This window comes from Haloarcula sp. MBLA0163 (assembly GCF_055632435.1).
In genome coordinates this window covers 2,671,406-2,693,191 of sequence record NZ_CM145745.1, presented here as the reverse complement: position 1 = coordinate 2,693,191, position 21,786 = coordinate 2,671,406, and the positions used below count along the sequence as shown (strand labels likewise).

25 protein-coding genes and 1 tRNA gene are annotated in these 21,786 nt (G+C 69.5%); 10 read left to right on the top strand and 16 right to left on the bottom strand.

The window, feature by feature from the left end:
* Positions 1-21 precede the first annotated feature (21 nt).
* The 3 genes from hisE to ACV7GQ_RS14345 all read left to right on the top strand — a co-directional run bounded on the left by hisE (position 22) and on the right by ACV7GQ_RS14345 (position 3,184).
* Entirely contained in the window at positions 22-315 is a 294-nt protein-coding gene (gene hisE, locus ACV7GQ_RS14355) for a phosphoribosyl-ATP diphosphatase (RefSeq protein WP_220617941.1), read from the top strand.
* A gap of 118 nt (positions 316-433) precedes the next feature.
* Positions 434-2,344, top strand: a complete 1,911-nt coding sequence (locus tag ACV7GQ_RS14350; RefSeq protein ID WP_470310906.1) for a PAS domain-containing sensor histidine kinase — start codon at positions 434-436, stop codon at positions 2,342-2,344.
* A gap of 123 nt (positions 2,345-2,467) precedes the next feature.
* The gene (locus ACV7GQ_RS14345; protein ID WP_470313170.1) at positions 2,468-3,184 is read left to right on the top strand and encodes a hypothetical protein; all 717 of its coding nucleotides are present in this window, start codon (positions 2,468-2,470) and stop codon (positions 3,182-3,184) included.
* 52 nt (positions 3,185-3,236) lie between these two features.
* Here ACV7GQ_RS14345 and ACV7GQ_RS14340 read toward each other — a convergent pair whose 3' ends face one another.
* Positions 3,237-3,554, bottom strand: a complete 318-nt coding sequence (locus tag ACV7GQ_RS14340) for an ASCH domain-containing protein (RefSeq protein WP_470310905.1) — start codon at positions 3,552-3,554, stop codon at positions 3,237-3,239.
* A gap of 73 nt (positions 3,555-3,627) precedes the next feature.
* A complete protein-coding gene (locus tag ACV7GQ_RS14335) occupies positions 3,628-4,656 on the bottom strand; it encodes a DUF7972 family membrane protein (protein ID WP_470310904.1) in 1,029 nt (342 codons plus the stop codon).
* Positions 4,657-4,803: 147 nt separating this feature from the next.
* Between ACV7GQ_RS14335 and ACV7GQ_RS14330 the strand changes: the two genes are divergently transcribed.
* Positions 4,804-5,802 carry an NOG1 family protein gene (locus tag ACV7GQ_RS14330; RefSeq protein ID WP_470310903.1) on the top strand — a complete coding sequence of 333 codons (999 nt, stop codon included), beginning with the start codon at positions 4,804-4,806 and terminating at the stop codon, positions 5,800-5,802.
* A 3-nt stretch (positions 5,803-5,805) separates the two neighbouring features.
* Here ACV7GQ_RS14330 and ACV7GQ_RS14325 read toward each other — a convergent pair whose 3' ends face one another.
* From ACV7GQ_RS14325 to ACV7GQ_RS14315, 3 genes are all read right to left on the bottom strand, one after another.
* Entirely contained in the window at positions 5,806-6,786 is a 981-nt protein-coding gene (locus ACV7GQ_RS14325) for a calcium/sodium antiporter (protein WP_470310902.1), read from the bottom strand.
* 76 nt (positions 6,787-6,862) lie between these two features.
* Entirely contained in the window at positions 6,863-7,576 is a 714-nt protein-coding gene (locus tag ACV7GQ_RS14320; protein ID WP_470310901.1) for an SIMPL domain-containing protein, read from the bottom strand.
* 61 nt (positions 7,577-7,637) lie between these two features.
* On the bottom strand, positions 7,638-8,918 hold the full coding sequence (locus tag ACV7GQ_RS14315) for a TIGR00341 family protein (protein ID WP_470310900.1): 1,281 nt from the start codon (positions 8,916-8,918) through the stop codon (positions 7,638-7,640).
* A gap of 115 nt (positions 8,919-9,033) precedes the next feature.
* Here ACV7GQ_RS14315 and engB point away from each other — a divergent pair, with 115 nt between their 5' ends.
* Positions 9,034-9,651, top strand: a complete 618-nt coding sequence (engB, locus tag ACV7GQ_RS14310) for a GTP-binding protein EngB (protein WP_470310899.1) — start codon at positions 9,034-9,036, stop codon at positions 9,649-9,651.
* Positions 9,652-9,830: 179 nt separating this feature from the next.
* The gene (locus tag ACV7GQ_RS14305) at positions 9,831-10,169 is read left to right on the top strand and encodes a HalOD1 output domain-containing protein (RefSeq protein ID WP_470310898.1); all 339 of its coding nucleotides are present in this window, start codon (positions 9,831-9,833) and stop codon (positions 10,167-10,169) included.
* Positions 10,170-10,262: 93 nt separating this feature from the next.
* Here ACV7GQ_RS14305 and yciH read toward each other — a convergent pair whose 3' ends face one another.
* From yciH to ACV7GQ_RS14280, 5 genes are all read right to left on the bottom strand, one after another.
* Entirely contained in the window at positions 10,263-10,556 is a 294-nt protein-coding gene (gene yciH / locus ACV7GQ_RS14300; RefSeq protein WP_004516073.1) for a stress response translation initiation inhibitor YciH, read from the bottom strand.
* A gap of 54 nt (positions 10,557-10,610) precedes the next feature.
* A complete protein-coding gene (locus ACV7GQ_RS14295; protein ID WP_470310897.1) occupies positions 10,611-12,824 on the bottom strand; it encodes a transglutaminase TgpA family protein in 2,214 nt (737 codons plus the stop codon).
* Positions 12,821-13,795 (bottom strand): DUF58 domain-containing protein, encoded by a 975-nt coding sequence (locus tag ACV7GQ_RS14290; RefSeq protein WP_470310896.1) that lies wholly within the window; start codon positions 13,793-13,795, stop codon positions 12,821-12,823. The genes ACV7GQ_RS14295 and ACV7GQ_RS14290 overlap by 4 nt, the downstream gene beginning before the upstream one ends.
* 1 nt (position 13,796) lies before the next feature.
* On the bottom strand, positions 13,797-14,756 hold the full coding sequence (locus ACV7GQ_RS14285; RefSeq protein ID WP_470310895.1) for an AAA family ATPase: 960 nt from the start codon (positions 14,754-14,756) through the stop codon (positions 13,797-13,799).
* Between the two features lie 171 nt (positions 14,757-14,927).
* Positions 14,928-15,224, bottom strand: coding sequence for a DUF7573 domain-containing protein (locus tag ACV7GQ_RS14280; RefSeq protein WP_470310894.1), 297 nt, complete (start codon positions 15,222-15,224; stop codon positions 14,928-14,930).
* A gap of 91 nt (positions 15,225-15,315) precedes the next feature.
* Here ACV7GQ_RS14280 and ACV7GQ_RS14275 point away from each other — a divergent pair, with 91 nt between their 5' ends.
* Positions 15,316-15,543, top strand: coding sequence for a DUF8024 family protein (locus ACV7GQ_RS14275; protein WP_470310893.1), 228 nt, complete (start codon positions 15,316-15,318; stop codon positions 15,541-15,543).
* Here the strand turns inward: ACV7GQ_RS14275 and ACV7GQ_RS14270 are convergent.
* Positions 15,491-16,474 (bottom strand): 5,10-methylenetetrahydromethanopterin reductase, encoded by a 984-nt coding sequence (locus ACV7GQ_RS14270; RefSeq protein ID WP_470310892.1) that lies wholly within the window; start codon positions 16,472-16,474, stop codon positions 15,491-15,493. The two genes, ACV7GQ_RS14275 and ACV7GQ_RS14270, sit on opposite strands and share 53 nt — an antisense overlap.
* Positions 16,461-17,234, bottom strand: coding sequence for a coenzyme F420-0:L-glutamate ligase (locus tag ACV7GQ_RS14265; protein WP_470310891.1), 774 nt, complete (start codon positions 17,232-17,234; stop codon positions 16,461-16,463). The genes ACV7GQ_RS14270 and ACV7GQ_RS14265 overlap by 14 nt, the downstream gene beginning before the upstream one ends.
* 117 nt (positions 17,235-17,351) lie before the next feature.
* Here ACV7GQ_RS14265 and ACV7GQ_RS14260 point away from each other — a divergent pair, with 117 nt between their 5' ends.
* Positions 17,352-17,690, top strand: a complete 339-nt coding sequence (locus ACV7GQ_RS14260) for a hypothetical protein (RefSeq protein ID WP_470310890.1) — start codon at positions 17,352-17,354, stop codon at positions 17,688-17,690.
* A gap of 12 nt (positions 17,691-17,702) precedes the next feature.
* On the opposite strand, the gene ACV7GQ_RS14255 is transcribed toward ACV7GQ_RS14260, so the two are convergent.
* The 4 genes from ACV7GQ_RS14255 to ACV7GQ_RS14240 all read right to left on the bottom strand — a co-directional run bounded on the left by ACV7GQ_RS14255 (position 17,703) and on the right by ACV7GQ_RS14240 (position 19,705).
* Positions 17,703-18,191 carry a metallophosphoesterase family protein gene (locus tag ACV7GQ_RS14255; RefSeq protein WP_470310889.1) on the bottom strand — a complete coding sequence of 163 codons (489 nt, stop codon included), beginning with the start codon at positions 18,189-18,191 and terminating at the stop codon, positions 17,703-17,705.
* A gap of 41 nt (positions 18,192-18,232) precedes the next feature.
* Positions 18,233-18,544: a winged helix-turn-helix transcriptional regulator gene (locus ACV7GQ_RS14250; RefSeq protein WP_470310888.1), complete on the bottom strand. Its 312-nt coding sequence runs from the start codon at positions 18,542-18,544 to the stop codon at positions 18,233-18,235.
* A gap of 136 nt (positions 18,545-18,680) precedes the next feature.
* Positions 18,681-19,331: a hypothetical protein gene (locus ACV7GQ_RS14245; protein ID WP_470310887.1), complete on the bottom strand. Its 651-nt coding sequence runs from the start codon at positions 19,329-19,331 to the stop codon at positions 18,681-18,683.
* A 301-nt stretch (positions 19,332-19,632) separates the two neighbouring features.
* A tRNA-Asp gene (locus ACV7GQ_RS14240) sits at positions 19,633-19,705 on the bottom strand.
* A 288-nt stretch (positions 19,706-19,993) separates the two neighbouring features.
* Between ACV7GQ_RS14240 and ACV7GQ_RS14235 the strand changes: the two genes are divergently transcribed.
* Together ACV7GQ_RS14235 and ACV7GQ_RS14230 are read left to right on the top strand one after the other, a co-directional pair.
* On the top strand, positions 19,994-20,221 hold the full coding sequence (locus ACV7GQ_RS14235; protein WP_166968171.1) for a DNA-directed RNA polymerase subunit H: 228 nt from the start codon (positions 19,994-19,996) through the stop codon (positions 20,219-20,221).
* Positions 20,221-21,786 carry a DNA-directed RNA polymerase subunit B'' gene (locus ACV7GQ_RS14230; RefSeq protein WP_470310886.1) on the top strand — a complete coding sequence of 522 codons (1,566 nt, stop codon included), beginning with the start codon at positions 20,221-20,223 and terminating at the stop codon, positions 21,784-21,786. The genes ACV7GQ_RS14235 and ACV7GQ_RS14230 overlap by 1 nt, the downstream gene beginning before the upstream one ends.

Below are 21,786 nucleotides of genomic sequence, written 5' to 3'. Positions count from 1 at the left end.
TCCCCCGCCGATTCCTGGCGTATGGACGACGCCGACGACGTCATCGACGACCTGTTCGCGGTCATCGAGGACCGCAAGGAGCACCTCCCCGAGGACTCCTACACGGCCTCGCTGTTCACCCACGAGAAGGGGGAGAACGCCGTGCTGGAGAAGCTCGGCGAGGAGACGACGGAGCTGATTCTGGCCGCGAAAGACGACGACCACGAGGAACTGGCCCACGAGTCGGCCGACATCGTCTACCACCTGCTGGTGCTGCTGGCGATGAAGGACATGGACCTCGAGGACCTGCGGGCCGAACTGGCGGAGCGGCGGTAGCGCGAGCGGAGAGGGGCCCCGGAACGCGAACCGGAGACAGGGGTGAGCGGGAGCGACGCTCCCCGTCGAGACCACGTGAGGTAGACCATTTAAGACGGTTCCACCCTCGATACGAGACATGGATGCCGGCGGTCCCCCCATCGAATTACTCTGTGTGGACGACGACACGGAGGCGCTCGACGCCCTCGCCACGGGGCTGGAACGCGCCGAGGGCGACTTCGCGGTCACGACGGCCACGGGTGCGGCGGACGCACTGGAGACGTTCGACGACACGGCGTTCGACTGCATCGTCAGCGAGGCCGCCATGGCCGACATCGACGGCCTCGCCTTCCTCCAAGCGGTCCGGGCCGAGCACCCGGAGTTCCCGTTCGTCCTCTTCACCGCCCAGGGCAGCGAGTCGCTGGCGAGCGACGCCATCGCCGCCGGCGTCTCCGAGTACATGCAGCGCGACGGCGACGACGGTCAGTATCGGTTGCTCGCCCGCCGCGTCCGCACCGTGGTCGAACGACACCGGGCGACGCGGGCGGTCGCCGAGACGAAGGCCAGCACCGAGCGGCTCCTAGACGCCGCGCCCGACGCGATTCTCGCCGCCGTCGACGGGCGCATCGTATACGCCAACCCCGCGGCCGGCGACCTCTTCGAGGTCGGGGCACGCGACGCCCTCGTCGGGCGGTCGGTCGACGACGCCGTCACCGGCGGGAGCGAACTGTTCGAAGCGGAGCGGGCGGCCGGCCAGACGGCCCACGTCGTCGAGACGACGGTCCGGCGCGGCGACGGGTCGACGGCCCTCGCGACGGTGACCGCCTGTACCGTCAGGTGGGACGGGTCGGCGGCCGTCGTCGGTATCTTCCAGCACTCGACCGACGTCGACACCCGCGAACGCCGCCTCGAAGCCCTCCACGAGGCGACGCGGAAGTTTCTGGGCTGTGACCGCCGGGACACGGTGGCCGGCATCGGCGTCACGGCGGCCTCGGAGATACTCGGCCTCGACGCGAACGCGGTCCACCTGGTCGACGAGGACGGGCGCCTCGAACCGGTCGCCTCGACCGCCGCCCTGCGCGACCTCGTCGGCGACCTCGTGACGTTCACCGGCGACGACAGTATCGCGTGGCGCGTCTACGAGAGCGGCGAGATGACGGCGCTCGCCGACGTCCGGGACGACCCGGACGTCCACAACCCCGAGACGCCCATCCGGAGCGAACTGTACCTGCCGCTGGGCGACCACGGTATCCTCATCGCCGCGTCCACCGTCGCCGACGCGTTCGACGAGCAGGACGTGGCACTCGGACAGATTCTCGCCGCCAACATGGAGGCGGCGCTGGACGCCGTGGCCCGCGACGACGAGCTGCGCGAACGCGAACGGGAGCTGGCGGCACAGAACGACCGGCTGGAGCGGTTCGCCAGCGTCGTGAGCCACGACCTCCGGAACCCGCTGAACGTCGCCTCGGGCCGTCTCGAGCTGGTCCGCGAGGAGTGCGAGAGCGACCACCTGGCCGCTATCGACCGGGCGCTCAACCGGATGGAGGCGCTCATCGAAGACCTGCTGCTGGTCGCGAAGACGGGCGAGGCGGTGTCCGACCTCGAACCGGTCGCCGTCGGGACCGTCGTCGAGGAGTGCTGGGCGACCGTGGAGACGGGGGCGGCGACGCTGGTGGTGGAGACGGACGCCCGGATACTGGCCGACGTGACGCGGTTCAAACAGCTCCTGGAGAACCTCCTCCGGAACGCCGTCGAGCACAGCTCGGCCAGCCCGGACCGCTCCGCCGGCGGCGGCGAGGGGACCGTGACGGTCACCGTCGGCGACTGTCCGGGCGGGTTCTACGTCGCCGACGACGGCCCCGGCATCCCCGAGGCCGACCGAGAGAAGGTGTTCGAGAGCGGCTACACGACACAGACCGACGGCACCGGCTTCGGGCTGGCCATCGTCGCACAGATAGCCGAGGCCCACGGCTGGGACGTCCGGGTCACCGAGAGCGCCGACGGCGGCGCCAGGTTCGAGGTCACCGGCGTGGACACGGTCGAGGCGTGAGACGAGCGCGGGCCGGCGGTGTCGGGCCCTTTCGACGCCCGAAACGAGCGTGACACTTATTGCAGTCCCAGTCCGCCCACTCGTCGTATGAGTACGTCGACAGTTCGCGGGACGGTCGCGGGGATGGGGCGACGGGCGAATCCGGCGTTCGCGGGCGGGGTGGTCGCCGTCGCGGTGGTGGCGCTGACCTACGCGACGACGACGGCGTCGGTCCAGAACCACACGTACGTCCACGTCATGGCGGGGGTCCTCTGGACGGGGACGGACATCTTCATCGGGGCCATCCTCGGCCCGGTCGTCGGGAGCCTCGACGAGCGACAGAGCGCCGCGGTCTTCGAGAAGCTGACGCCGAAGACGTCGTTCTTCCTGCCGTCGATGGCGTTTCTCACCATCGCGTCGGGCCTCGCGCTGGCGCTCCGACTGGGCATCTTCACGAACCCGGACCCGTGGCTCGCCCTGTTCACGGCGGCGAACCTCGTCCCGGTGTTGCTCCTGCTGGGGTGGCGGCTGAACGCGTGGTCTGACTGGCAGTGGCGACTCCCCTTCGCCGTCGCCACCGTCGGGTCGCTGGCGTGGGTCGCGACGACCGTCGGCCGGCTCCGGATGACCGAACCGGCCATCGTCGTCGCCCTCGCGCTCGTCACGATTCTGTCGGTGCAGGGCTTCGGCTTCCTGATGCCCGGGGAGATACGCATCTACAAGGAGATGACCTCGGCGGCGCCCGACGCCGGTATCATCTCGGCCATCGGCCAACAGAACGCCATGCTCGGCGGCGTGCAGGGCCTCGTCCAACTCCTGCTCATCGCGGACATGGTGTACCTCCGCTACGGCGGGTTCTGAGCCGTCGCTCCGCGACCGGCTCGACCCGGCTGCCGGGGTACGACGGCGTTCGTCACTCGCTCACGGCCTCGAACCGGTGCCGGACGACGTCGCTGTCGTCGTCCCACTCGAACTCGTCGTGGACCCGGTTCAGGCGCTCACGGTAGGACTCGAGGTCCTCCGACCCCTCTCGCCGGGCGTCCTCGTCGGTCATGTCGCCGAGCGTCCGGTGGGTCACGTCCGTCACCTCGAAGCGCTGGCCGTCTATCTCGAAGGTGTCGCCCTCCTCGGCGTACTGGTGGCCGCGGTGCATCTGCGTCACCCGACCCGCGGCGGCCATCTGCTGGACGTGCTCGTTGGGCAGTATCTCGCCGGCGTCGATGTGTGCCATACCGGCGTTGGGGACGCCACGGAGAAAAACGTGTGCCGCCGACCGCCGGCGCGCCGTCCTCGGACAGGGCGGCTCAGGCGTCGTCGCCGAACTCGCCGCGGGAGGTGAGCGCGCTGTCGAGCTGCGAACTGAACGGGAAGCTCTCGGCGGTCCGTCGGGCCACGACGGAGAGGCGGACGACGTAGGAACTCAACACCAGAAACGGGGCGAACCCGGCGGTCAGGACGGCCGGGACGAGCACCTCGAGGGTCCCGTGTGACACCGACGGCGGCGTCCCGGACGTCGTGTAGAACAGCGTCACCAGCACCGCGGCGATCTGCGCCGGCAGCCCGACGTAGAGGAGGTACCGCGACAGCTCGGCCACCTCCGACTCGATGAACGTCGTCTTGAACAGCCGCGTCGCGACGACCATGTGCTCAAGCGTCTCCGTCAACCGGGTGAGCGGTTCGCTGACCGCGTCGGTGTACTCGTCGTCGTACTCCGTCTGGAGGTACCACGTCCGGTGGACGTAGTTCTCGTAGTCCGTCGTCAGCGTGACGAACAGCGCGTGTTTCAGCCCGCTCGACGGGAGCTGCAGGAGGGCGACCACGTAGTCGATGTGGGCCGTCAGTCCCTCGACGAGCTCCTCGAGCTCCTCGCGGGTCCGCTTCGTCCGCGTCTCGTCGGTCACGTCGCCGAGCGATTCCAGGTCGTCGCGGGCGTTCCGGTAGAGCTGCAACAGGAAGGCGTCGGGTTTCACCGGCATGAGGTGCTGTCCGCTCGTCTCACCGACGTCCCGGCGGTAGGCGATAGTCTCGTCTATCTCCGCCCGAATCTCGCCCGGTGACTCGAGCCGTCGCCCGAGGACGAACTGGCTGAGCGACGTGACGATGGCGATGAGCGTGAAGTTGCCGGCGATGAGCGCGAACAGGAGGAACAGGACCGGCGTGTCCGACCGGAGCGGCACGAGACCGGAGTTCACGACCGCCGTGACCGTCGTCACCAGGACCCCGAGCTGGAGCGCGCTGACCAGGCGGCGGTCGCCGGTCAGCAGGAGCCACTCGAGGGCGTCGTCCCGGAACAGCCGTGCCTCGAACCGGAGCCACGCGATGCGGTCTGTCATCCCGGCGGTCGCGCCCCCTCACCGACGCGTGTCCATCCGAACGCGAGCATGCGCTCCAATCTCTCGGTGCCGGGGGTAATATGCGATGGGGTGGCGCCGGGAGCCGAGTGGACGCGTTTTTACGCACCGGCCGTCTACAGCGCCGTAATGAGCCATCCTTTCGAGAATCTACCGACGACACCGACCGCCGAGGAGGTCATCGACAAGGCCTTCTCGCGGGCGACGCGGGCCGGCGGCGCCAAAGAGGGCGTCGAGGCCCAGCAGTCGATGCTGATGACGGCCTCGAACATCGTCTCGGACAACCTCCAGAACGTCGCCCAGTCCTGGCCGACGATCGACGACCTGGACCCGTTCTACGTGGAACTGGCCGACGCCATCGTCGGCGACGCCTACCCCGCCGACGACGACCCGGGCGTCGACGCCCTGAAACAGCACCTCTCGGAGGTGTCGTGGGCCGGCCGGAAGGCCAAGGAGATCCGCCAGGAGTACGAGGGGCGTCTCGTCCGCGGCGACAAGGACACCGCCCGGAAACTCCGCAAGCAGGCGTTCGCCCGCATGGCCGACGTCGTCGAGGAGGTCGAGGACGACCTCGCGGCCGTCTCGAAAGCCCGCGACGCGCTGAAAGGCATCCCGGACATCCGCCCCGACGAACCGACCGTCGTCGTCGCCGGCTACCCCAACGTCGGGAAGTCCTCGTTCGTCAACCGGGTGACGCGAGCCGACAACAAGATCGCCGCCTACCCGTTCACGACGACCCAGATACGCGTCGGTCACATCGAGGACCAGCGCATCCGCTACCAGCTCGTCGACACGCCGGGCCTGCTCGACCGCCCGCCGGAGGAGCGCAACGAGATCGAGTCCCAGGCCGTCAGCGCCCTGGAACACGTCGCCGACGCCGTCCTCGTCCTCGTCGACCCGAGCGAGGAGTGTGGCTACCCCCTCGAACAGCAACTCGACCTCCGGGACGACATCGAGGCGCGCTTCGATGCCCCGGTGCTGACCATCGCCAACAAGAGCGACCGCTCGACGGACGTCGAGGCCGACCACTACATGAGCGTCACCGAGGGCGACAACGTCGACGCCGTGTTGCAGGCGGCCATCGACGCCGTCGGCTACGAGATAGAGCTCCCGTTCGACGACGAGTAGCGGTCACCCGAGGACGCCCAGCAGTCCGAGCGCCCACCGGACCATCTCCGAGGCCGCGAACAGCGCCCCTTCGAGTCGAGACAGCACGCGCCCGGTCCACAGCGCCGCGACCATGAGGACCGAGAGCGCGGCCAGCCACAGCAGCGTCTCCGTCGCCGCCCCGCTCACCGTCAGCGGGCGGACGACGGCGGCGACGCCGACGATGGCCGTGATGTTGTAGATGTTGCTGCCGACGATGTTCCCGACGGAGACGCCGAGGCTGCCCCGCCGAATCGCCACCAGCGAGACGGCGAACTCGGGGGTGGAGGTCCCGGCCGCGACGATGGTCCCGCCGATGACCCACTCCGAGACGCCCGCGCCGCGGGCCAGCGCCGACGCCGCGAGGACCATGTAGTCGCCGCTGACGAGGACGATCCCCAGTCCGGCGACCAACAGCAGGGCGTCCCGCCCGCGAAAGGCCACCCGCTCGGTGACCGCCCGCGTGACCGCCTCCGCGGGCGCTGTAGCCGACGGTTCATCCGCCGACTGTTCGCTCCGGAGCAGGTACGCGGTGTAGGCGGCGAACGACCCGACCAGCAGCGCGCCTTCGAGTCGCGTCACCCCGCCGTCGATTAGGACGACGCCCCCGAGGAGCGTGCTCACCAGCAGTGCCAGTCCGTCGCGACGGACCAGCGCCTCGGTTATCGGGAGCACGCGAATCAGCAAGACAACGCCGAGGATGAACGCGAGGTTGTAGATGTTCGACCCGAGGACGTTCGCCACGGCGATGTCGCCCAGGCCCTTGAACGCGGCGTCGACGGAGACGGCCAGTTCCGGCGTGGAGGTCCCGGCGGCGACGATCGTCAGCCCGATGGTGAGGTCCGACAAACCGAAGCGGCGAGCGAGTCGGACGACGGCGTCCACGAGGAGCCGCGCCCCGAGCCACAGGCCCAGGACCGACAGGACGATGACACCGACCTGGACGAGTGGGCCGCCAGAGACCATGTGTGGGTGGTCTCACTGGTGGCGGGAAAATGAAACTTCCTCCCGAGCGAGGTCGTCGTCGACCCCGACCCGTCCGTCACTCGAGTTCGTAGGTGACCTGCACCGCCGCGTCGACGGTGACGGGACCGGGCGAGATGGTCGTGCTCCCGCCGGCGTCGGCCGCGAACGCGGTCTCGGCCCGGACGACGTACCGGCCGCTGTCGCTCGTCTGGATGGTGGCGACGCCGTCGACGCTCCGGCCTTCGGCGGCGGCGACCGTCTCCGCGTCGGCGCGGGCCCGCTCCATCGCCGTCGTCAGGGCCTCTTCACGCGCATCCTGCCGGGTCGACTCGCTCAGTTCGTAGCGGATGCCGTCCACCCGGTCGGCGCCCGCGTCGACGGCGGCGTCGACGAGCGTCCCGACCGACTCCACGTCGCCGGTCTCGGCCTCGACGGTGTGGACGGCGACGTAACCGACCTGCTCGCGGCCGGTCTCGGTGCGTTCGTACTCGGGGTGGATGCTGAACCGCGAGGACGTGACGTTCGCGCCCGCGTCCTCGAGGGCCTGCTGGACGGCGGCGGCGTCTCCGGTCAGGTCGTCCCGGGCGGCCGCGGCCGTCTCGCCGCGACCGACGGCGGCCACGGTGACCGTCGCCCGGTCGGGCGCGCGCTCGACCGTCGCGTCGGCGCTGACGCTGACTGTCGCGTTCTCTGCCGTGGGCGTTCCGCCGCCGTCCGCGAGTGCGAAGCCGGCACCGCCGGCTAGGAGGACCGCGACGACGCCCGCGATTGCGAGTGGTCTGGATACCATACCCGGGTGGACGCCACCCGAGATATTTAGCGCGTCGAACGCTCAAACCTCGTTTTGAGCGTCACGAGGCCGTCTCGACGACGACGTAGTGGACCGACGTCTCGACGTCTCGGCCGGCGGCCGCGTCGGCGACGGCGTCCAGTTCCGCGGCCAGCCCCGGCGGGTCGGTGCCCGGCGGGATGCCGACCGTGATGACGACCCGGCGCGGTTGCTGGAAGATGACCGTGTTCGTCTGCTCGACGTCGACGGCGAGGACGCGGGCCGGCGACTCGACGGTCCCCTCGACCCGGTCCTGGAGCTCCGCCTCGGTCGTCGCCCGCTGGAACGAGTCCAGCGTCACGCCGCCCAGAAACGCCGACAACACGAGGATGGACGCCACGAGGACGCCGATTCGCTTGACCGTCGCCGACCGGGCGTTCCCCTCCCGGAACCAGTGTTCGGGCCGGTACCCCTGGTACCAGAGGCCGACGAGGACGGCGAGGTTGATGGAGAGGACGTTCACCAGCAGGAGGACGCCCGACCCGAGGCTGACGAGCGGCTCGCCCCACGCGATGCCGATGCCGACCGTCGCCGCCGGCGGGATGAGCGCGACGGCTATCATCACGCCCACCAGCGCCGTCGAGACGCCCGACGTGAGGCTGATGACGCCGGCCGCGCCCGCGCCGAGGGCCACGACCAGCGAGAGGAAGTCGGGCGCGACCCGCTCGCGTATCTGCTCGACGGAGGTGACCTCGGCCAGCGGCGGGATGACGTTGGCCGTCCGGACGAACACGGCGAAGACGGTGGCGCTGACGACGGCCAACAGCAGCCCGAACGCCTGTAGTTTGACCCCGCGCACGAACAACTCGTGGTCGTCGACGACGGTGCCGACGTTGGCGGTCATCGCCGGGCCGATGAGCGGCGCGATGACCATCGACCCGACGACGACGGCCGGCGAGTCCAGCAGGAGGCCGGCGGTGGCGATGACCGCGCTGATGACGGTCATGATGGCGTAGGTCGGCAGCGACGGGGCGAGGTCGTTGGCCTTCGCGGTCAGTTCCTCGCGGGCGATGCGGTCCTCGTCCTCCTCCTCGGCGAAGCGGTCTTCGAGGGCCTCGAACTGGCGGGAGATGACCGTGTTCGCGTCGACGACGACGGTGTAGGCGTCGTCGTCGATGCCCACCTCGCGCAGGGACTCGAGGACGGGTTCCAGTGCGTTCGTCGGCAGGGGAAAGGAGACGACGGCGGCGATGTCGCGGTTGCTCGTCTCGTCGCTGACGACGTAGTCGATGCCCTCGTCGTCCAGGACGCCGAGTGCCGCCTCGCGCTTGCCCGTCGGGACCGAGAGATGTACCAACCGCACGGCTACCGCTGGGACGCGACCGGACAAAAACCCGGGTGATGGCCGGCCCCGCGACCCGCCCCGCTCCGCCGCCGGAAACTGACGCGCTTTTCCCCGTCGGCGCTGTACCGGGGGTATGTTCGAGTCACGCCCGGACCGCGACGCCGAAGTGGTGCTCGTCGGCCGGTCGAACGTCGGCAAGTCCACGCTGATGCGGGAGGTGACCGGTCACACCTTCGACACCGGCCAGCGCCCCGGCGTCACCCGGAGTCCCAACCACTACGACTGGACCGGCCCCGACTTCATGATAACCGACCTCCCCGGGTTCGGGTTCATGAAGGGCGTCCCCGAGGAGGTCCGCGAGGAGATAAAGACGGACGTGGTCCGGTACGTCGAGGCCAACGCCGAGAAGATACTGGTCGGCATCCTCGTCGTCGACGGCAAGTCGGTCGTCGACATCATCGACCGCCACTCCGGTCCCGACGAGATCCCCCACGACGTCGAGATGTTCCACTTCCTCCGGGAGGTGGGCGTCGAACCCGTCGTCGCCGTCAACAAGATGGACAAGGTCGACGACGAAGACGAACGGCTGAACGACCTCTGTGACCGGCTCGGCCTCTATCCGCCGTGGAAACAGTGGCAGGAGACCATCGCGCCCATCTCGGCGAAACGGGGGAACATCGACGCCCTGAACGAGGCGGTTCGACACCACCTCCACGAGGCCAAGCGCGACGACCTGTTCCAGTTCTTCTGACCGCCCGCCGCGTTCCGGGCAGGGGCGACCCGCCAACGCTGTGGCGTGCGTGACGGTGCCCTGTCCCGCGGTTCCAGTGACCAGCACACACCGACTGCGACCACCGGCGCTTTTGCCTCCGTGCTCTCTCAAACGTCAACCTAAATATAAAAGTACGTGTGGTCGTTACGGTTGGTAAGATGTCTGGACAGCTCTCGATATCCTGTGCCTGCGTCCCCGTCCACGAGGCGGAGTACAGCGCCGATAGCGAGCGGCCGCCGTCGGTGGCCGTCGTCGAGGCCGTCGCGGCCGCCGAGGGGGTCGAACCGACCGAGCTCCGCCCGCTCTCGGCGTACATCGACCTCGAGGCGGTCGACGCGCTCTTCGAGAACGACGACACGGCGGGACAGGCCAACGTCCTCAGCTACACGGTCGCCGGGTGGAACGTGTTCGTCCGCGGCGACGGGGCCATCCGGGTGTGTGACCCCTCCCAGACCGGCGAACCGACGCCGACCTTCGAGCCGTCCTGCTGTGACTGACGGGGCAGGCCTCGACGTGTCTACCGGCCCACGACGCGGGCACTGTCGGCACTCGCGCCGTAGCTACCACAGAACCGTTCCGGTGTCAGGAGTTCAGGCGACGTTGAAGCCTTTGTCGCGGAGGAAGTCCTCGACGCGACCGGTGTGGTTGCCCTGGAGCTCGATCTGCCCGTCTTCGACGGTCCCGCCGCAGGCGAACTTGCTCTTCAAGTCCGAGGACAGCGAGTCCATGTCGACGTCTTTCGGGTCGAACCCCTCGATTATCGTTACCTCCTTACCGTAGCGGCGCTCGTCGATGCGGATGTTGATCTCCTGGGACTCTTTGGCGACGTCCTCGCAGACGCAGAGCTCCTCAGGCAGCCCGCACGTCGAGCAGACTTCCGACATTACATCGGGCCGTACGAAACCTTCGTATTAAACACTGTCGGGGGAAAGCGGGGCTTACCGGTTCGCGACGACGCTGTCGGCGATTTCGACGGCCTCGTCGGCCGCTGCCTCCGAGACGGTCCCGCCGTACCGCAGCCGCTCGCGGAGCGTCGCGAGGTGACGGACGTCGGCGTCGGCGTCGACGGCGTCGAGATAGGCCCGGACCGTCTCGCCGGCCTCCCGGGGGCGGTGCTCGTCCTGCAGGACGTACATCGCTCGCTGGAACGCCTGTTCGACGTCGGTCTCCGGGTCGGTCCGACGCTGGTGGCGGAGCCAGATTGCTCGGGAGACTCGCTCGGTGACGCCCGCCCTGCGGAGTCCGGCCGCGGTCCCGAGCAGCGCGACCAGCCCCAGCGCCGTCTCCTCGCGCGAGGGGAGGTCGGGGACGGTCAGGCCCGTCTCGCCCCCGTCGCCGCCACCGCCCTGTGGGCCACCGAACGGCGTCGTCGTCTCGTTCGTGGTGTTGGTCGGTTCGGGCGTCTCCGTCGTCGCGGTCTCGTTGTCCTCGGTCAGGGGCGGCGGCGTGGGCGTCTCCGTCTGAGTGAACTCGGAGCCGTTGCCCGTCTCTCCCGTGTCGACCGACTCCACGCCGTCGTCACGGGCCTCCTCGATGCGGGCCTGTTCGGCCGCCTCCCGCGGGTCGCTGGGCGTCGGGTCGAACTGGATCCAGCCGTGGCCGGGGAAGAAGGCCTCGACCCACGCGTGCGAGTTGAGGCCGCGGACCACCCAGCGGCTCTCGTCGACCTGTTCCCCCGGCGTGTAGCCGACGGCCAGCCGCGCGGGGATGTCCTGCGTGCGCAGCATCGTCACCATCGTCGTCGCGAAGTAGACGCAGTACCCCCGGTCCATCGCGTGGAGGAACCGGTCGGCGACGTTCCGCTCCGGTCGCTCGACGTCCAGCGAGTACTCCCGGTTGTTCTGGAGCCAGCGCTCGACGACGAGCGCGGTCTCGTAGGGGTTCTCGGCGTTCGCGGTCAGCGTCGCCGTCGTCTCGCCGACCCGGTCGGGCGTGCTCTCGGGCAGTTGCAGGTAGCGGCTGGTCACCTCGTCGGGGTACTCCGTCCCGGCCTCGCGCAACTGCCGCGGCGTCGCGACCGGCACCTCGCTCACGACCTGGTAGCTGTCGCCCGCGGCGAGGTCACCGACCGGCTGCAACCCCTCGTGGGTCGTCAGTTCGACGGCCGGATCGCCGTTGTACCGCACCGGCTTCCAGGCGGCGGGGACGGTGCCGATGTCGGACTCCGCCTCGAAGGACTGCCGGACCGTCCGGCTGTCGCCCGGTGGCCCGGCGAGGCGCGCCCCGTCGTACGGGCTGGCGTTCCCCGTCCTGACCCACCCGTCGCCCGTGTAGCGGTCGTAGGCCGCCACCCGCCAGTAGCGCGCCTCCTCGCTCTCGACGGTGTAGCGCACCGTCGGCGTCAGCGTGATGTCCCCCTGCACCGTCATCGACTCGTCGGCGTCGACGATGCTCCCCTCGACGGTCGGTTGCTCCTCGTTGGCGAACGAGAGCGACGTCCCCGCCACCGACGGCAGCCGCGAGAGTACCGCCGGCAGGACGATTATCGCCGCCAGCTGTTCGAGCACGCCGCGCCGCCCCGAGTCGATGCCGTCGTCGCCGGTGCTGGGGTCGGCGGCCGGGTCCTCGGTCACCGCGCGCTCGCCGCCGTCGTCCAGCGTGTCGAGCGTCCCGAACCCGATGGTCGCGAACGCACCGACGACGCCGAGCAGCGTCGTCACCACGCCGGCGTCCGTCGTCAGGACGAAGAAGCCCAGCGCCGTCCCGGCCGCGAGCGTCGCCGTGACGTACCACCGACGGAGCGCGAAGTACGTCGTGAGGAACACCGGGGCGGGCGCGAAGGAGATGACCCACAGGCGGACGTTGGCTATCTGGAGCAGTCGCCGCCCGCTCAACAGCGCCACGGTGTCGCGGACGAGCGCGGACGCCGCCGGGTCCGTCGAGAGGTTCGTCACGTACCACACGAGGCCGGCACCGAACAGGACCGCACCCACCGCTATCGCGAGTATCGGTCGCAGCACTCGCGCGAGGACGGCCGCCGCGACGAGCGACACGGCCGTCACGAGGAGAAACGCCGTCGGCGACCCGACCACGTCGATGAGGTGGTACATGGTCCGGAGCGGCGCGCCGAGCGCGAGCGCGACCGACAGCAGCGCGAGCAGCCGCGTCTCGTCCCACGGGAGGCGGCCGCGGACCCGAGCGAGGACGCTCACGACCCCACCTCCCCGGCGAGGGGGTTGTCGTGGCTCACGGTCACGTCCTCGAAGGCCTGCTGTCTGTCCTCGACGGTGACCGTGACGCCGTCGGCGTCGGCGGTCACCAGCACGTCGGCGTCGCCGCTCCGGCCGGTCGTCCCGGCGCCGGTGCGTGCGAGCGTCTCGAGCAGGCGGACTCGGTGGGTGTCGCCGTAGCCCGCGTCGACGCTCCCGTCGGGCGTCACCAGCTCGACGGCGAGCCCGCTCTCGAGGGCCCCCATCGCCACCGTCGCGGCGGCGGCGGCCATCTCGTCGGCGCGGCCGTCCTCGGCCTCCGCGACGACGACGAGGCCGCGGTCGCTGTTCCGGTCGGCGAACTCCTTGACGAGCAGGTCGTCGCGCTTCGCGCTGGACTTCCAGTGGACGTCCCGCAGCGAGTCGCCGGGGACGTACTCCCGGAGGCGGTCGAACGCCTGCCGGTCCTCGGCGTCGGGGGTCAGCGTCCGGACGAACGCCTCCGGCCCGCCGAGTCGGTAGACCGGCGGGTAGACGAGTATCTCGTCGGTCACGTCGACGGTCGTCGAGGCGGTGACGAGGCCGAGCGAGTCGGTCACGCTGACGTCGACCGGGCCGAGGCGGTGCTCGCCGCGGCGCTCGTAGGTCACGTCGTACTCGACGGCGGCCGGCAGCGAGCGGGCGCTCGTCGCCGTCCCGTCGATGCCGTCCGGGAGGCGGTCGGTGATCCGGGCGACGCCGCTCCCGTCGACGGTCAGTTCGACGCTCCGCCGTTCGCCGGGGAACCCGCGGCGGGGCGGCTCGCGCTCGACCGTCGGCGTGCCGGCCCAGTACACCTGCCCGGCGGCGGCGACGACGGCCACGAACAGGGGACCGGCGACCGCGCCGAGCGCCTGCTGGCCGAACTGCGCGCCGACCGCGACGGCGGCGCCGGCGACCAGCAGGACACCGACGCCGCGACGTGTCGGGCGCATCTTACTCGACGTCGACCGTGTTCAGGGCCGCGGTGACGAGGTCCGCGGCCGTCTGCTCGCTGCTGTCGGTCCGAATCCGGTGGGGGAGGACCACTGGGGCCTCCTGCTGGACGTCGTCGGGGACGACGTACTCGCGGTTGTTCAACACTGCCCGGGCCTGTGCGGCCCGCAGCAGCGAGATGCTCCCGCGCGGGCTGACGCCCAGCTCGGCGTGGTCGCGCGTGTAGCGCGCGAGCCGCGTCGCGTAGGCCCGAATCGGCTCCTCGACGGTCACGTCGGCCACGGTGTCCCGGGCCGCCTGCAGGTCCTCGAGCGTCGCGACCGGCTGCAGCTCCTCTATCGGGTGGTGGCCGACGACCTCGCCGAGCATCGCCGTCTCCTCGCCCGCCTCGGGGTAGCCCAGGTGGAGCTTCGTCATGAACCGGTCGAGCTCGGCCATCGGCAGGTCGTAGGCCTTGTTCTGCTCGACGGTGTTCTGGGTGGCGATGACGGTGAACGGTTGCGGGACGGCGTATGTCGTCCCGTCGACGGAGACCTGTCCCTCCTCCATGGCCTCGAGCAGTGCCGACTGCGTCTTCGGCGGCGCGCGGTTGATCTCGTCGCCCAACACGACGTTGCCGAAGATGGGGCCGCGGCGGAACTCGAACTCCTGGGTCTTCTGGTTGAACACGTTGACGCCGGTGACGTCCGTCGGGAGCAGGTCGGGGGTGAACTGGACGCGCTTGAACTCGCCGTCGAACGACGCGGCCACGGAGCGGGCGAGCATCGTCTTGCCGACGCCGGGGACGTCCTCGAGCAGGATGTGGCCACGGCCCAGCATCGCCGTCACGATGTGCTCGATCTCGTCGTGGTGGCCGACGATGACCTCTTCGACGTTCTCGATTACCTGTGTCGCGACGCGAGTCGCCTCGCGGAGTGCACTGTCCGACTGTTGGCCGCGTGTGGTGTCCGTATCTGTCATGAGTGGAGGGTCCGCACGGTGGTGTAGACCACGGGGCGTCCTGCCTTGGTACGACGCCGAGTAAGTGCTTTGTCCCCGCGCCCGTCACCACCGTGCGAAGTTCCAGTTGGCCGTAGTTCGGGGCGAGAATACGTAACTCTGCTGGATGCGCACCTGTGACACACGACCGTATCAGGCCCGGTCCCACTCCTTGCACGCTACGCAGACGAGGGCGCCGTCCTGTTGCCAGCGCCGTTCCACGACCTCCCCACACGCCGCACACCGGGTGCCCTCGTCCGACCACGCGTAGGTCGTCGTCGCCGGCGTCGGGCCGTCTCCGGGCGCCGTCTCGGCGTCGGCACTCTCGCTCGCACGCTCCCCGTCGGCGGGCGTCGCGTCGCCGTCGTCACCCGTGTCGCCGTCGGCCGCGTCGTCGTCCCCGTCGTCGCCACCGCCGAGGAACTGGTCCAGCGAGGCGTCCTCTCCCATGGTGTCCACTGGGGCCGGGAGCGTCAAATAGCTGTGTGGCTCGGTCGCCGCGAACGGAAGCACAAAGTGGGGCGACCGCTAAGCGGCGCGTATGCAAGGGCTACTCACACAGCTTATACAGAGTATCGTCGAGATGCCGGGCCGGTTCGCCGACGTCGCACTCGCCGACCCGCTGTCGGCTATCCTCATCCTGTTCGGGACGCTGTTCGTCGGCGCCGCCTCCGTCGTCTTCGGCTACCTGACGCTGGGCGCGGCGCTCTCGCTGGTCATGCGTCCGGGGAGCGGCGGTCGGTCACCACCGCCCCGAGAAGCTCGATAGCCCGCTCGACGTCCGGCCCGAGCGGCGAGGCGAAGACGACGCTGTCGGCGTGTTCTCGCAGCGCTTCGGTCCGCTCGGCGACGTCCTCCGGCGTGCCGGCGATACAGAACGCCTCCAGCATCGGCTCCGTGACCAAGCCGAACGCCTTCTCGAACTCGCCCGCCGAGATGGCGTCGCCGACGTCGCTGGCCACGTCGTGGTCGATGCCGTGGCGGTCTAACACTGGCGGCGGCGACCCGGCGGCGACGAACGCCACCGGCGGCCGGGCGGCCTCCCGTGCGGCGTCGGCGTCCTCGGCGACGGAGACGCTGGCGTAGGCCGCGAGGTCGAACTCGCCGTCGGGCACCCGGTCCTCGGCCATGTCCTCGACCTGGTCGCGGGCCCACGCGAGGTCCTTCGGGTGCGCGCCGTTGTACAGCGCCCCGTCGGCGTGTTTGGCGGCCATCCGCGTCATGTGGGGGCCCTGCGCGCCGACGTAGACCGGCACCTCGCCGACCTCGTAGTTCAGGCCCGCGTCGTCGGCGGTGAAGGTGCCGTCGTGGTCGACGCGTTCGCCGTCCCAGAGGCGCTGGGCGACCTTGAACGTCTCCAGCACGCGCCGGAGCGCGTCGTCGTGGTCGAACCCGAGGTTGCGGATGGTGGACTTGTCGCCGGGGCCGACGCCGAAGAGGGCGCGGCCGTCGCTCATCTCCGCCAGCGTCGCCGTCCGCGAGGCCAGCGTCACGGGGTGGGTCTCGTAGGGGTTGGCGATGCCGGGGCCGAGCAGAATCTCGTCGGTCCGGCTGGCCATCCCGCCCAGCGCCATGAACTGGTCGCGGTTGTTGTAGTGGTGGCTGGCGAAGACCGCGTCGAAGCCCTCCCGCTCGGCCTGGACGGCGAAGTCGGATAGCTGTGCGACTGGGTGTTCCGGAGTGAGTTCAATCCCGTACATGAGACCATTCCCTGAGTGCCTGCCGGACGACGTCCTTCTCCGGCGGGCGGTAGAGGTCGTCGCTGCCGCCGTGGTCGCCGAACTCGAAGCCGCGGATGCGGGCGACCGGGGTGCCGCCGTCCCCCTCGCCGGTGACGAGGTTCCCGGCGGCGGCGAGTTCGTCGACGACGGCCTGCACCGTGACGCCGAGTTCGCGGCCGTCCCTGTCGCGTTCGCCGCGCCAGTCGCGGGCGGCGTGGATGCCGGCCCAGCCGAGCGCGACGCCTCGCTGTCCGAGGCGGAACGGCCGGCCCGAGGTGTCCGTGACGACGACCGCCACGTCGGCCCCGGTCCGCTCGCGAAGCCCCGCCCGGATGCGCTCGGCGCAGTCCGTCGGGTCCTCGGGGAGCAACAGCAGGTCGGCGTCGGGCACGTTCGAGCGGTCGATGCCCGCGTTGACCGTGATGTGGCCGAACTGTGTCACCGCGAGGATGAACGGCGCGTCGAGGACGACCTCCTCGCTCTCCTCGATGACCGCCTGCGCGAAGCGGGGGTCCTTCTCCTCGCCGGCGATGGCCGCGATGCGGTCGGCGATGTCCCGCGCCCGGTCGCTCGGCTCGAAGTCGTCGAGGTCGGCCTGCCGACCCGCCGCCTTCGAGACGATGGTGCTGGCCACGCAGAGCACGTCGCCGTCCTGCAGGTCCGCGTGCTCGGCGACGAGTTCGGCCACGTCGTCGCCGGGGCGCACCTCGGGCAGTCCCTCGACCGCGGAGACGTCCATACTGCTCCTGTGGGTTCCGCGGGAAAAAGGACGCCGTTAGTAGCAAGCACGGCCGACGGTGGCAATCGCTGCCGGTAGCGGCCGTGGGGTTTTGTCGCCCGGGCCCCGAACGACGCCATGGACGCCCGTCTGGCCGCGTTCCTCCTCCTGCACGCGATGGGGTCGACCGCCGGCCTCCTGTTCGTCTTCCACATCGTCCGGACGCTCTCCGGGGCGGTTCCCGCGTGGCCGGTCCGCCGGGACTACGCGCTCGGTGGCCTGTTCGTCGTCGTCGGCCTCGGCCTGCGGTTCCTGCTGGTGCCGACGGCCGCGACGCCCGGTGTGCTGGCGTCGCTGCCGGCCGCCCGTCTCCGTCCTGTCGGCACCGTCCTCGCCGCCATCGGGGCCGTGGGCTGTCTCTGGGCGCTGTGGCGGCTCGTCGGTTGCCGACGACGCGACCTGACGACACGGCCGTGAGTGTCCGGGCGGCTACTGCTCGTGGAGCGTCACGTCGAGGTCGCCGTCGGCGACAGTGGCGGTCAGCATCGTCGCCCGGTCCGCGGGGGACGCGCCCGTCGCGCTCCCGGGGTTCAACAGGCGCACGCCGCCGTGGGTCGTGTCCAGCACCTCGTGGGTGTGGCCCGCGACGCCGACGGCGTCAGGACCCGCCTCCTCGCGGACGATGCCGGCCACCCGGTCCTCGTACCCTCGATGTGACCCGGTGCCGTGTGTGACGACGAAGGTGACCCCGCCGAGTTCGACCGTCGCCACATCAGGGAGGCCGATGCGCGGGTCCATGTTCCCGCCGACGGCCGTGAGGCGCGACGCCATCGCCCTGACGTTCGCCAGCGCCCCCTCGCTGTCGAAGTCGCCGGCGTGGACGACGTGGTCGGCGGCCTCGATGCGCTCGCGGAAGGGGTCGGGTATCGCCGTCGCTCGCGACGGGATGTGCGTGTCGCTGACGAGTGCGACGTCCATGGCGCCCGCTTCGACGGCCCCGGTGAAAACGGTTGCCCGGGCTACTCGGCCGCCTCGGCCGTCGGGACGAGGTCCTCGAGTTCTTCGAGGCGCTCGACGAGACCGGCGATGCCCTCGTTGATGTCGGCGACGCGCTGGTCGATGTCGTCGGCCGCAACCGCCCCCTGCGGCGTCGGGTCGACGAGTTCGTCGTCCTCCAGCATCCGCAGCGAGTACCGCACCTTGTGCTCGGGGATGCCCGTCTCCTCCGAGAGACGAACGATACCTATCGGCCCCTGCTCGATGACGACTTCCAGGATCGCGAGGTCCCTGCTCTCCTTCTCTACCTGATTGGCGAGTCGCTCTATGCCCATTGAGAATCGTACCTACGGTTACGCGTGGCGCTATATAAACGCTCCAGTTGCGGTCGTGTCACCGGCCGTGTGGTGGGGTGTCCGCTCTCCGTTCGCCGCTCGTACTCCGCGACCACTCCTTCCGGTCGCGCTCTCGCTACTCCTCGACGGGCGTCCGTCGCAACTCGTCCAGTTGGTCCCTGAGCTTCGACAGCTCGGTCTCCAGTTCCTCGCGCCGGTCGATGAGCGTGCTCAGCTCCTCCGTGTTCACCGAGTAGTCGTTCTCTAACGCGACGTCCAGACCGTCGGTCGTCGCCGACGCGAGGTCCGTCGCCACCCGCAACACCTCGCTGGGGGTGCCCCGGGACTCGTACAACTGCTGGTCGCCCGAGAGCGGACTGTACGTTATCATCGGCGACTCGACGGCGTGGTGGTACGTGACGGTGTAGCTGGTGTCCGTCACCGGGTTCAGGCGGTCCTCCGCCCGTTCCGTGCGCACGATGTTGAACGGTTCGGCCAGCGTCGGGTACGTCTCCGCGAGGTCGCGCAGCCGGTCGGCGGCGGTCACGTCCAGCTGGGCCTCCACGTCGCCGAAGAACTGCCGGGAGTTGGTGAGGCTGAACGCGACGGTGTAGAACACGGACTCGTCGCTGTCGGCGAGGTTCCGGAGGCGCTCGCGCACCTCCTCGTGGCGCCCTTCGATGGTCAGTTTCTCCAGTTCCTCCAGTAGCGCCCGCACGCCCTCCTCGCGCTCGAGGAACGCCTCGACGATGGCGCCGGGCATCTCCTCGCCGTCGACGTCGTCCATGCCCCCTGTTGGTGGGGCGCCACTAAACAGTCTGTCGACGGCTGTCGCGGGACAAAGCCTATGCCCGATTGGCGTCAGTCTCCGTACGTCCGCCCCACGGCGGGCCTATGACAGGGAGAGGGGGGAGACCCCCTCACGTGCCGCAGTTCTCGACCCGACTGTTTGGTTATACCGCCGCTAACCGGGGCTGTCGACGACGAGCGACGGCCCCGAGCGTACGGCACGGCGGGACGCCTCGCTCACGGATCGATCACGATGGCGAGCACACGCGGTGCTCGCCGAAGTCGTTCGCAGTAGAAGACGCCCGGAGCGGGATTTGAACCCGCGTCACGACCGTGACAGGGTCGTATGATGGGCCACTACACCATCCGGGCACGCTGCCTCGCTGCATTCATTCGTATCCCGGTGGTAGTATTAAGACTTTCCAAAGGAAGGCGCCCTGTTATGGGTACTCGTGACGGGACCCAAACTTCTATATCCGGTCTGGCCGAACTGGCTGGTACGAGAGGCCATCCCACGACCGCCTGTGTGTGGGCGTTGTGGGGTCCAGTAGCCACAGCAGGCCAAGTTGGTAAGTGTTATATGCGTGCCGACAATACCGACCTGTAGTATCTCGTGACAGCCACCTTCTCCAGCAGCAGGCCCCACGCACGCACACACACATGGTAGATGTAAGTCAACACGACCTCGTCCCCGACCACAGCGTCGTCGACGAGGACGACCTCGAGGCAGTGCTCGACGAGTACGACATCAAGAAGACCGACCTCCCGAAGATCAAACGCGCCGACCCGGGACTCCCGGACGACGCGGAGGTCGGTGACGTCATCCGCATCGAACGCGACTCGCGAACGACCGATACGGCAGTCGTCTATCGGCTGGTGGTGGAATAATGAACACACAGGACCGACGCGCGATCTCGCGTGAGTACTTCGCGAAGGAACGGCTCGCAGAACATCACTTCCGCTCGTTCAACGCGTTCCTAGACCGAGGGATGCAGCAGGTGGTCGACGAGAAAGAGACCATCGACACCGACATCGGCGACAAGGAGGGACAGGAACCGGTGTGGGTCGAACTCGGCGACGTCCGCGTGGTCACCCCGCGAGTGCGGGAGGCGGACGGCAGCGAGGAACTGCTCTACCCGCAGGAGGCCCGTCTCCGGAACATCACCTACTCCGCGCCGGTGTTCATGGAGATGGCCATCGTCCGCGGCGGCGAGGAGGAACCGGAGGAAGTCGTCGACCGGACCGAGACCAAGATCGGGCGCATGCCCATCATGGTCGGGTCGAACAAGTGCAACATCGCCGGCTTCACCGACGAGGAACTCATCGACATCGGCGAGGACCCCGCCGACCCCGGCGGCTACTTCTGTGTCAACGGCTCCGAGCGCGTCCTGATGACGAGCGAGGACCTCGCGCCGAACAAGATCCTCGCGGAGTACGACACCAAGTACGGCGACGAGGTGCAGGTCGCGAAGACCTTCTCCCAGCGCCGTGGCTACCGGGCTCTGGTGCTCTGTGAGCGCACCCGCGACGGCCTGCTGGAGGTCTCGTTCCCGTCCGTCTCCGGCAGCATCGACTTCGTGACGCTCGTGCGCGCGCTCGGCCTCGAATCCGACGAGGAGATCGTCCACCGCGTGAGCGAGGACCCGGAGATCGTGAAGTTCATGCTCGAGAACCTGGAGGAGGCCGAGGTCCAGACGACCGAGGAGGCCATCGAGACGCTCGGCCAGCGCGTCGCCTCCGGGCAGGGTAAGAACTACCAGCTCAAGCGCGCCAACTACGTCATCGACCGCTACCTCCTGCCCCACCTCCACGAGGAGGGCGTCGACGAGGAGGAGGTCCGTATCAACAAGGCGTACTACCTCTGCCGGATGGCCGAGGCCTGCTTCGAACTCGCGCTCGACCGGCGCGAGTCCGACGACAAGGACCACTACGCCAACAAGCGGCTGAAGGTCAGCGGCGACCTGATGACCGACCTGTTCCGGACGGCGCTGAACAAGCTCGCCCGGGACGTGAAGTACCAGCTCGAACGCGCGAACATGCGGAACCGCCAACTGTCTGTCTCCACGGTGGTCCGCTCGGACGTGCTGACCGAACGGCTGGAACACCCCATCGCGACGGGGAACTGGGTCGGCGGCCGCTCCGGCGTCTCGCAACTGGTCGACCGGACCGACTTCATGGGGGTGCTCTCGCACCTCCGCCGGTTGCGCTCGCCGCTCTCGCGCTCGCAGCCACACTTCGAGGCACGGGACCTGCACGCGACCCAGTGGGGTCGCATCTGCCCCTCCGAGACGCCGGAGGGCCCGAACTGCGGGCTCGTGAAGAACTTCGCGCAGGCGATGGAGCTGTCACAGGACGTCGAGGACGCACAGGGTCTCAAACAGGAACTCGCGGATATGGGGGTCCAGGGCATCCCCGGTATCGAATCTATCCAACAGCAGCCCGCGGACGACTAA